The 10,515-nt window shown below is 55.8% G+C and carries 8 protein-coding genes; all 8 read right to left on the bottom strand.

All coding sequences use genetic code 11. The features are described 5' to 3' along the window. On the bottom strand, nt 1-428 hold a 428-nt coding region (locus tag NTX17_02700; protein ID MCX5800282.1), incomplete at its 3' end, for an asparaginase. Nucleotides 429-451: 23 nt separating this feature from the next. Further along, nucleotides 452-1,348 (bottom strand): succinate--CoA ligase subunit alpha, encoded by an 897-nt coding sequence (gene sucD, locus NTX17_02695; protein MCX5800281.1) that lies wholly within the window; start codon nt 1,346-1,348, stop codon nt 452-454. Continuing rightward, nucleotides 1,302-2,519, bottom strand: a complete 1,218-nt coding sequence (locus tag NTX17_02690) for an acetate--CoA ligase family protein (GenBank protein ID MCX5800280.1) — start codon at nt 2,517-2,519, stop codon at nt 1,302-1,304. Before NTX17_02690 ends, sucD begins: the two co-directional genes overlap by 47 nt. Before the next feature lie 47 nt (nt 2,520-2,566). Continuing rightward, nucleotides 2,567-3,931 carry an acetyl ornithine aminotransferase family protein gene (locus NTX17_02685; protein MCX5800279.1) on the bottom strand — a complete coding sequence of 455 codons (1,365 nt, stop codon included), beginning with the start codon at nt 3,929-3,931 and terminating at the stop codon, nt 2,567-2,569. A 56-nt stretch (nt 3,932-3,987) separates the two neighbouring features. After that, nucleotides 3,988-5,484, bottom strand: a complete 1,497-nt coding sequence (locus tag NTX17_02680; protein MCX5800278.1) for an aldehyde dehydrogenase family protein — start codon at nt 5,482-5,484, stop codon at nt 3,988-3,990. Between the two features lie 112 nt (nt 5,485-5,596). After that, entirely contained in the window at nt 5,597-6,526 is a 930-nt protein-coding gene (locus NTX17_02675; GenBank protein MCX5800277.1) for a hypothetical protein, read from the bottom strand. Between the two features lie 117 nt (nt 6,527-6,643). Continuing rightward, nucleotides 6,644-8,644: a hypothetical protein gene (locus NTX17_02670; protein MCX5800276.1), complete on the bottom strand. Its 2,001-nt coding sequence runs from the start codon at nt 8,642-8,644 to the stop codon at nt 6,644-6,646. 13 nt (nt 8,645-8,657) lie between these two features. After that, nucleotides 8,658-10,157, bottom strand: a complete 1,500-nt coding sequence (locus NTX17_02665; protein ID MCX5800275.1) for a hypothetical protein — start codon at nt 10,155-10,157, stop codon at nt 8,658-8,660. Nucleotides 10,158-10,515 lie beyond the last annotated feature (358 nt).

The raw sequence follows: 10,515 nt of genomic DNA, 5'->3' as shown, positions 1-10,515 counted from the left end.
GAGTTCTTTCCAGAACAGTTGTAGTGAAGTTGACAGAGGCGGCGTGTTCCTTCGTTGATGAGCCTGCTCTGCTCGGGATCACGAGGTTGATGGCTTCCGCACTCGAGCGCGTCCTCGTCGAGCCCGATTTTGGACAGGATTCCCTGCACGACCTCCAGATGCGCCGCACTCCCGCTGTGCGAACCGGCCATGATTGCGAGTTCTTTGTTTGAGAAAGAGAAATGGTCGGCGGCGCCCGATTCACTGACGGCGACAAGTTGGAAGGGTTTCAGAACGCTTCTTGCGAAGGTTTGAAAAAACGGATTGCCGGTGGAGAAGAGTAGTCTGCCACCGTCATCAACGACAGCGACGTGCCCCCTGTGGAGACTTTCCGGAACGTCTCCCTTCTGAGATGAACGGAACACTTCGCATATGATCGGCGAATTCATATCGGGCACGCCACGAGCCTGTTTCAGACTCCCAGTCTAGTGAGAATTAGAGGAATATCAAGAAAGGTGCGGGCTATGTGGGCTCCCGCTTCTTCAAGGGCTCTCAGTTTCTCCTTCGCCGTCCCCATCGTCCCTTCTATTATTGCCCCCGCGTGTCCCATTCGCTTTCCTCGTGGGGCGTGAACGCCTGCCACCATTGCGAGAACGGGCTTCGTCATGGTGGCTATTCGAGGAGGGGCCATCTCTTCGTATACGCCGCCAATCTCGCCCACAAGCACGACCGCACGCGTGTGAGGATCTTTGTCAAAGAGATCGAGTACCTCTTCAAAGGTCGTGCCGAGAATCGGGTCCCCGCCCAATCCGACGCAGGTCGTCTCCCCGAAGCCGGAGCTGGACAGTGTGTCTGCCACGTAATAAGTGAGCGAGCCCGAGCGGGACACGGTGCCCACTCTTCCAGGCCTGAAGGCAATGTCGGGCATTATTCCCACGTTGGCCTTTCCCGGGCTTATTATGCCTGCCGTGTTACCGCCGATGACGAGAGCACCCGCCTCTCTGGCTTCCTGTCTTATCTTCATCATGTCCACGAGCGGTATGTGCTCCGGCACGACCACAACGACCTTTATGCCTGCCCTGATGGCTTCGACGGCCCCGTCGAGAACAAACTGCGCGGGCAAGAAAATCACCGAAACGTTGGCGCGGGTTGCTTCAACGCACTCGGCCATCGTGTCAAACACGGGCACCCCCTCCACATTCTGGCCGGCCTTTCCCGGCGACGTCCCTGCGACGACCTTGGTGCCGTACTCGAGCATCCGTTTTGTGTGGAAGCTTCCTGCCCCACCCGTAATCCCCTGCACTACCACCCTGCTATTTTCGTCAACGAGAATGGCCACCGCGAGCTCCTTCTTTCTTTGTCTTGGCAAGTTCAATTGCTCTCTTGGCCACGTCTTCGATGGGCGTCTCGATTCCATAGATTTCTATGTTAGTGAAGAGTGCGGGATTCTCCTTCCTGGCTTCCTCAAAAATCCGCACGCCCTCCTGCCACATGTTGCCGGTCATTCTCATGGCCATCGGTTTTGTGAGGCCCTTTTCCTTGAGGAACATGACGACCCCTCTGGCAAAGTCGTCACACCTGGAGATGCCGCCGAACCTTGCGCCGAATATCGCTACTACGTTGGGGTTGTCTTCGAGAAGCTCGAGCATCTTGGCGAGTCTTTCGGGAGTGGGACCGCCACCCGAATCCATGAAGTTGGCGGGTCTTCCACCGTAGAAATTGAGAAAATCGATTCCCATTATGCCGAAGCCCGCCCCACCGGGAAACATTCCTATGTCACCGTCAAGGTCGAGGTAGGGAATTCCGTTTTCCCTGGCCTTCTTTTCCCTCTCAGTGAGCTCACCTTCTTCGTGGCGCTTCTCTATGCCCATTTCCGAGAGCTCGGGATGGCGGAAGAGGGCGTCCTCGTCAACGCTCATTCTGGCGTCAGCGGCGACGAGTTTCCCTTCTCTTGTAAGCACGAGAGGGTTTATCTCGGCAAGCTTGGCCTCGTAGCGCCTGAAGACCCGAACGAGCTTGAGTATCGTGTCGGTCGCAGGCCGTAAGTGCGCGCCCCCGAGGCCCAAACCCTTGGCGAGGAAAATCGCCTGATGCGGCAGCATCTCCTCCGTGACCTTGAGGTCCACTCTCTTTATCTTCTCGGGGAAAGCCCGCGCCGTCTCTTCGATCTCGACGCCACCCTCGGGGCATCCTATCACGGCAAGGCGATAACGAACCCTGTCTATACTTATTCCCAGGTAGAGTTCTCTCTCTATGCCTAGACACTCCTCAACCAGGAGTTTCTCTACGGGAAAGCCCGATATTTTCAGGTCAAAGAGTTCCTTCGCACACCTCAAAGCCTCTTCTTGCGTTCGGGCGATCTTCACCCCTCCGGCCTTGCCGCGCCCACCCGTGAGGACCTGAGCCTTCAGCACGACGGGAAGGCCCATGTCTTCCGAAGCCTTGAGAGCCGATTCTGCATCGGTGGCAAGCCTGCCCTTCGGAATCGGTATCGACTCCCTCTTGAAGAGCTCCTTGCCCTCGTATTCGTAGAGTCTCAATAGAGTTTCTCCTGAGCGCCTGCAGCGGTGGAGTGAACCCTGCCCGGTCAGTCTTTCTTTTTCTCGATTTCCGTGAGGGCTTCCTCGAATATCTCCAGCGCCAGCTCGGCTTCTTTCTTCGAAACCACCAGAGGCGGTGAGAATCTCAGGGCGCTCTCTCCGCAAGGAAGAACGAGAAGCCCCTTTTCAAAGCAACGGCGCACGAGCGAATTGCGCTTGTCCGGATTCCCTTCTTTGCTTCCGCGAGTCTTCAGAATCTCCATGCCTATCATGAGACCCTTTCCCCTCACCCACCCGAGGATGCGGTGCCTCTTTTCCATGTCCTTGAGAGACTCCAAGAGAAAGGCTCCCACTCGCGAAGCGTTCTCGACAAGTCCTTCTTCGAGCAAGGATATGGTGGCGAGGGCCGCGGCGGAGCTGACCGGATTCCCGCCGAACGTGCTACCGTGTGCGCCCGGCTCCCAATCCATGAGGACGGAGCGAGCCACGGCAGCGCCGATGGGAAGACCGGAGGCGAGCCCCTTGGCGACGGCGATGACGTCGGGCACGACGTTCCAGTGTTCGATCGCGAACATCTTGCCCGTCCTTCCCATACCGGATTGTATTTCGTCCGCGACAAAGAGAATGCCGTATTTTTCCGTCAACTTCTTTAGACGTTTGTGATAGCCGTCGGGCGGGATGATGTATCCTCCCTCTCCCTGTATGGGCTCAACGAAAATGGCGGCGACGTCCTCCGGCGCCGTGCACTTGTGAAACACCACTTCCTCGATGAAATTGACGCAGGCGAAATCACACGACGGATACTTGAGATTGTAGGCGCAGTGGAAACAGTCTGCATACGGCACGTGCGTCACGTTGGCAAGGAACGGGGAGAAGTGCTTTCTCTGCACGGCCTTGCTTGCGGTGAGGGAGAGTGCACCCATCGTTCGACCGTGAAACGCGCCGTAGAAGGCTATGACTTGCGGACGACGCGTCTGGTAAAGACACAATTTTAACGCCGCTTCGACGGCCTCGGCGCCGGAATTGGTGAGAAAGACACGCTTGTGGAACTTACCGGGCGTGATCTCGGAGAGTTTCTCTGCGACGTTGATCTCCGCGGCGTAATAGAAATCGGTCCCCGACATGTGAAGGAAGCGTGACACCTGTTCCTTCACGGCGTTGACCACCCGAGGATGGCTGTGCCCCGTCGCGCAGACCGCTATGCCGGCGGTGAAGTCAAGAAACCGGTTTCCATCCACGTCCCAAAGCCACACGCCGCTACCCCTTTCCACAACGAGAGGATAGACGCGAGTGTACGATTTGGACATGCAAAGCGTGTCCCTTGCTATGAGCCTCTTGGCCTTGGGGCCGGGCAGAGTCCTGGTTTTTCGCATGAAGATCCTAGTTTCTCGCGTACTTGTTTTGACTGTCAATTTACGTCTCCTTGTCCGGCGCCGTCAAGATTCATGTTTTGTGAGCATCAAAACACTCAGCCCTGGTCCATCGGCACATTGTCGATCTGGGCCTTTTGTAGTTTACCGCTGTAGTCGATGTAGACGGATTTCCATTCCGTAAATACGTCAAGAACTGCCGTACCGGATTCTCTGTGCCCGTTTCCGGTGTCCTTCACGCCTCCGAAAGGCAAGTGAACCTCTGCACCTATCGTGGGGCCGTTCACGTACGTAATGCCGGCCTCGATGTCCCTGATTGCGGTCAAAGCAGAGTTGACGTCACTGGTGTAGATGGAAGAAGAGAGTCCGTAGCTGCTGTCGTTGAGTGTCTCGATGGCCTCCGCGAGGCTCTTGGCCTTTAGCACCGAAACCACCGGACCGAAGATCTCCTCCTGCGCTATGCGCATCTTGCGGAGAACACCGTCAAAAACCGTTGGTTCGAAGAACCAGCCTTTCCTGCACTCGCCCTCTTCGTAGGGTCTTCCGCCCGCAACAAGCTCTGCCCCATCTTTCTTCCCGATCTCGACGTAGGAATGAATCTGCTCCCTCTGCGCCTTGTTGACCAGAGGTCCGACGTCGGTTGAGCTGTCGAGGCCGTTGCCGAGCCTCAGTCGCTTCACTCTTTCGAGGAACATCGAGAGGAACTTGTCCTTTATCTTCTCGTGCAATATGATACGGCTCGTGGCAGTGCACCTCTGACCCGTGGTGCCGAAGGCTCCCCACAGCGCTCCCTCGACTGCGAGTTCCAAGTTCGCATCGTCCATCACGATTTGGGCGTTCTTGCCTCCGAGCTCAAGCGAGACCCGCTTGAGCGTTTTTCCGCAGAAGGCCGCGATTTGTTTGCCGACGCCGGAAGAACCGGTAAAGGAAATGAGCCTGACGCGCGGATGCTCTGTGAGCGGCGTGCCCACGCCTGAACCGGTCCCGTGAACAAGATTGATTACTCCCGAAGGAAGACCTGCCTCCATGAGAATCTCGACGAGCTTCACGGCGGTGAGAGGCGTGTCGCTGGCGGGCTTGAAGACCACGGTGTTGCCGCAAACAAGGCACGGAAAGATTTTCCACGTCGGGATTGCCATCGGGAAGTTCCACGGACTGATGATCCCGCACACTCCTATGGGTTGCCGTATGGACATGGCAAACTTGTTCGGGAGCTCTGCGGGGGACGTATCGCCGAAAAGCCTCCTGCCCTCTCCGGCCGCATAGTAGGCGGTATCGATCCCCTCCTGGGTATCGCCGCGAGTCTCCTGGAGTACCTTTCCCATCTCTCTAGTCATGTCTCGAGAGATCTCTTCCTTGTTCTTCCTGAGAAGCTCCCCCGCGCGGAAAACAATCTCCGCTCTCTTCGGCGCCGGAACCAGTCTCCATTTCTTGAAGGCTTCTTCCGCCGCGCGCACGGCTTCATCAACGTCCTCTGGCCCGGAACGAGGAAACACGCCGATCAACTCTTCCCAGTTGGCCGGGTTCCTGTTCTCGAACTTCTCCTTGCCCTTTGCTCCAATCCACTCCCCGTTGATGAAGTTCTTGTATTCCATCGTGTTCCCCTCTCCTGGCAGAGTTTTGCTTTTCGCTAAAACCGCCGAGGTCGAGGCAAAGCCACGTCAACCTCAGCGGTTCTGTAAGAGACAGTTCAGCTCTTTGGGGTAATCAGCGAATGATTACGAAATGGCCCTTGTAGACCTCTCCCCCCTCACCCTCAACGTAGAAGATATATACACCTGGAACAACTTCTCTCCCGTTCTCGTTCTGAAGATTCCAGTTGAGCGCCCCGCCGTAGCTGCCGTAATTGAAATAATCCGGGTCCGGATGATGGAGCACTCGTACCAGATCGCCCGCGATAGTGTAGATGCTGACCTTACAGCTCGCGGGAAGATTGATGAACTGGATTCTCTTACCTTCGCTGGCGTCCCAGGACGAGCTGCCATGATAGGGATTGGGAACAACCCACACCTTTTCGGCGCTGCGATTCTGTTCTGCCACGGCGTGGGTCGGCAAATAGGTGAAACAATCCGCTTTGCCGCTTCGTTGCGTTCCTACGGAGTCATGGTAGGTAATGGCGTAGTAATATCCCACGCCGTTGTATGGACCTGGAAGATCCAGCGAGACCCTCATCCTCACGTAGAGCGAGTCGTAGCCGACCTTGGTCTTGACAAGCCTTATCTCGAACACGGAATCCGGGTCCGCAAACTGTCGCTCGTCTCCTATGAAAGTCCAGCTTACGGTGTCGGCTGCGGTGAATTCCCTGAGAAGCATCATTTGGGAAGTGTCCGGGACCTCGCTTCGCCAGACCCTGTAACTGCCAAACTTCAGAGAGTCCGGAACCGTGAGCCCGAGGCCAGTCAAACTGTCGGCAATCTGAGCCAGCCTCTCTTCCACGACGGTAGACCAACTGAACTTGATCTCCCTGTCGCCGCAGACGACGGACGACCAGATAAACTCGGGATACACTGGAGCTATTCCGAGTTGGGCAATGGCTCCAGAGGCGGACGAACACAAAACGAGCACGGAAACCAGAAGGAACGACAAAAATGGATGAAGAAGACTGAAACCTGAAGAATTTCCTCTCGTCTCCGACATAGACTCCTTCCTGTTGTGAGCTTCCGAACGTCAAGCGATTCTATCGCCAAGAGTCAAGGAACCAGGCTCGTCTCCGAGTCTGACCCCCACGGACTATCTTGAGACGACCCCGTGTGGCTACGGGGAGAGATCCTCGAACATCCAATCCATCACGAACGTGCCGAGCGATTCGGCCTGCTGTGCGTAGAACCATTGAATTGGGAACCCCATCCACACCACCTTTGAGTTACCGTAAGCGTCAAAGAACCTCAGACCGCAGGCCTTCTTGTAATATGAAGACGTGATGTAGTTGGAACGATATAGATACATGGTATCGGGCCTCTGAGTCAGATCCGGCTCCTGCATCGCACTCATCACGGCCTCAATTTGGTACAGACCGTACACGGTCGTATTCGGCAGCGAGAGATTTACGTCCAGAATCGGCAGTGCATCCGAGCTGGCCCTGTTGGGAAATGCGCCTTTGAATCCGTCGCCCTTGCTCCCCGAAAACGACCTGTTGACCAGACCGGAAATCTTGAGGTACTTGCAGGCGAATTTGTCTTGGTAGTCGCCTCTCGACAAGTCAATGGGATACTGCGTGAAGTCAGTGTCCGTGCCTTTCACTACTTCAGTGCCGTACAAGCAGAGACGGCCACCCCCCTTGAGGTAGACGTCGAGAATACCTCCCTGCACGACCCTTCTCAAACCACAGTCATAGGCGGCCAGCGGAGCGTAGCAGTCCCAAATCAAGATTTTGTATCGTGAGAGCTCCGTGAGAGAAGGCGCTGTGCCCGTCCCTCCAATCTCTCTCGGATCCCCTGTCGGGCCGGAGCTGAGGAAATTGAATGTGTACATGGTGTCTGTGTAGGCATGATATCTGCCGAAAGAGGTGTTGACAAAGGTATCGTGGGGCAAGTCGCCGGTGCCCAGATCAAAATAGTCGTCAATGAACAAGAGGTCCCGGTCAAACAGGAATTCGATTATGTTCAGTTGAACGATCCCGATTGTCTCTGCGTCAGCGTAGTCTCTGACCTTCACGTAAAAGTAGTGGACACCGGGTGAATTGAAAACGATCTTTGCGCTTCTTACTTCAGAACTCCAGCCCTCCCATTGAGATGGGTCGTTTAGATCTTCGATATCCACGCCATACGTATAGCCGGTAATGGTGCCTCCGTACGCGCTCGCGTCTCCCGACCACGTAAATACGAGCTGCTTACCAACCGGAGCCTCCCTTTCCCACACGGGCCCGTCGGAAGGATATTCGTGGCAGCTCGCTCCTTCGCAAATAGTGAGGGTAGGGAAGCCGTAGCCTGTCATCGTTCTGAAGTACGTGACATTCCTCCACAAGACCAGGTTGGGTTCGATGGCGCCAGCCTCGTCAATTGCTCTCACCCCAAACAGCCAGAACGAGCCCGCTTGAAGGTTTGTAAAGCGAATCTCGGTTTCCGTGGTCGGCGCGGACCAGAAAGACGTGCTGTCAGGTGTGTAGGGGGTCGAATCGAGAATGCTTGCACACGTGGCCTCGTCGGGACATCCATTCGGAAGGCCGGCCTTGGTGAGGTTAAAGAGTCGCCACTTGTAGGCCACCGGGAGTTGTTTAGGATCTCTGCTGTCCAGGTCCTCGCCCTCCCACACTACCTTGACAGAAAGTCCAACGGGTCGTGCCCCCCAGCAGAACAAAGTTCCATCTGCTTGATTGCAGGTTGGACTAATGATGGTGGTTTTGGGTGCAATGGTTCTGGCGTCAAAAGCCAGATAGTCCGGGTATGATTCCGCACCTTCGTTGTCAACGGCCTTGATCCAGAAGGTGTGCCACTGCCCGAATTCATCTCCCGACCTTACGGAGTCGGCGCTGAAGAGAAACGAACCTTGGAAGTACGTGGTCTCGGTCCAGACAGTCGTGTCGTCGATGGCATAGAGGAAGTGGTCGACGACCCCATCGTCGTCCCAGGCAAACCAGTAAATGGGCACGGAGTAAGTCGAGGTCCCACCCTGAGGCGGCCCCCCGGAGACCTTCACGGAGGGTCTGATATTATCCGCCTTGTGGCCGGAGTCTTTGCGGCTGCAGCCGGTAAGAAGGAGAAGCACCGGGAGAGAGAAAACAAATACAAACAAGAGTAGGCGTCTGGTTTTCATCATGGCTCACTTCCCCTTATGGAATCGTGATATCAAATTCTTGGCCGTTGGCTGACATTCTTCCTGCACTACCGTCAGGCTCCTTGTCTCTGGCCCAAATGACAATCTTGTTGGAGCCCGAGTGTAGCCCATCAACTGGTGCCAAAACGATCTCGAGAGGACCTGAGGCAGATGCGTCCCTCCATATTCCTTCTCTGCCGTTGACGTCTACTCGGTAGACAAGCAGTGTGGGAGAGGTCTCCATGTCACAAGCGGTGCAGGAGATACTGACCCCGTAAACACCACCGCCCAGATCAACCAGCGTGGCCGTGCACGGTTTGTCGCACGTCTCGAGGACGCCGTCGGTGGAAGAACATGAACGTCGTTCGCCAAAAAAGAACGGAGCGCAGTTCAGAGAGAAATTGACCGAGGCAGGTGTGCCGTCTTCCTTGCCTTCGTTGTCACGTGCTCGCACCAGGAACTTGTAGTTGCCGCTCGCAGACTCGGCGATCTGCCAGGTCTTCTGAGAGGTGAACGCGTAGGCAGGGCCGCCTCCCGCACGCAACAGCCTGTGTGTCCAACCCACCACGTAACCGTCCTTGTCCCAACCGTCCCAACTGAATGAGATCGACACGCTGCCTGTAAGCCTCAGCGTATCGCCGTTGCATCCCGGAATCGAGCCTCCCCGCGTGAACCCTCTTCCTCCCTGCCCCTCACAACACGTGTCGCAGGGTGGGATGATCCATGTGTCAGGATCATTGTCGACAACAAAATACCTGAGCGAATCTCTGCGGCTCATGGCTCCAGCATCATCAAGGGCGACAACTTCAAAATTGAGCATGCCGTTTTTTGTCACAGAAAACGAATACGAGGTATCGGCCAGCGTCCCCCCCCTATACTGCGCGTCGTCGCTGGTCCGGTACAGATAACCTGTAACGTATCCGCCCGGGTCGTCATCCCAACCCCGCCACGAGAAATTGAGGACGGAGTGAGTAGGTATGGTGTCACCGGGAGTGGAATCAGTAAGCTGCGCGACTGTCGCGGCAGTGAGCGGCACGGTCTCTCCCTCCGGTGTCACTGCATAAGATCTCGTGAACGTTATCTTAGGGAGATGGAAATCCCTGGCATAGAAAAATACAAAGGCAGGGCTGGGATCCGCGAGCCCCCTATTATCGACGGCCCTGCAGTAGAAACGGTGTCCGAGCATCTCAGGGTTGTTTGCGAGCAACGACAGCTCCATCTCCGTTTCGGTGGTCCAGACCCACGAACTCTCTGCAGGGATGAGGTTGCTGTCCAACACGGCGTAGTAGTAACCGACTACCTCGCCGTCAGGATCCATTCCTGCCCAGTAAAGCTTCACCCTGTAGAAGACGTAAGAGCTATCCAAGGGCACACTGGAAAGGAACGTCTCTGGAGCGAGGTTTCTCTCGAAACCTGCCCTCTCCTTCCTGCACCCCTGAAGGAACGTGAGGAGGAACACCAGCACGGCCGCTGCGCAGACAAGACAAACAAGAACCGCTCGATTGCGGGATCTCATGTGTAAACTACCCCCCGTTGTGTTCGCGATCACAAGCCTTCCTCACACGCGCAAACGTGAGCAACCCCGACATATTAGTCAGAAAAGCTATCAAACGGTGCTCCAGTTGTCAACTCCAAAATCAAGCCCGGAAAAAGTTGAAGGGGTTGGAGCTATGCTCCAACCCCTTCAATGTTCCCGTAGAAAGAAAGCTCTACTACTGGAGTACCACTATCTGCTTAGCGCCACTGTATCCAGGAGCGTTAAGCTGATAGAAGAACACACCACTAGCTACCTTCTCACCACGATCCGTCGTACCATCCCAAATCACCGAATGACGACCAGTCGCCTCTGACTTCTCTACCAGCGTCCTGATCAC

It is taken from the genome of Candidatus Eisenbacteria bacterium (genome assembly GCA_026388185.1).
Lineage (GTDB): Bacteria > Eisenbacteria > RBG-16-71-46 > JAFGJU01 > JAFGJU01 > JAPLKG01.
The sequence above is the reverse complement of the archived record's forward strand: the minus strand, read 5'-3'. Positions and strand labels throughout refer to the sequence as shown.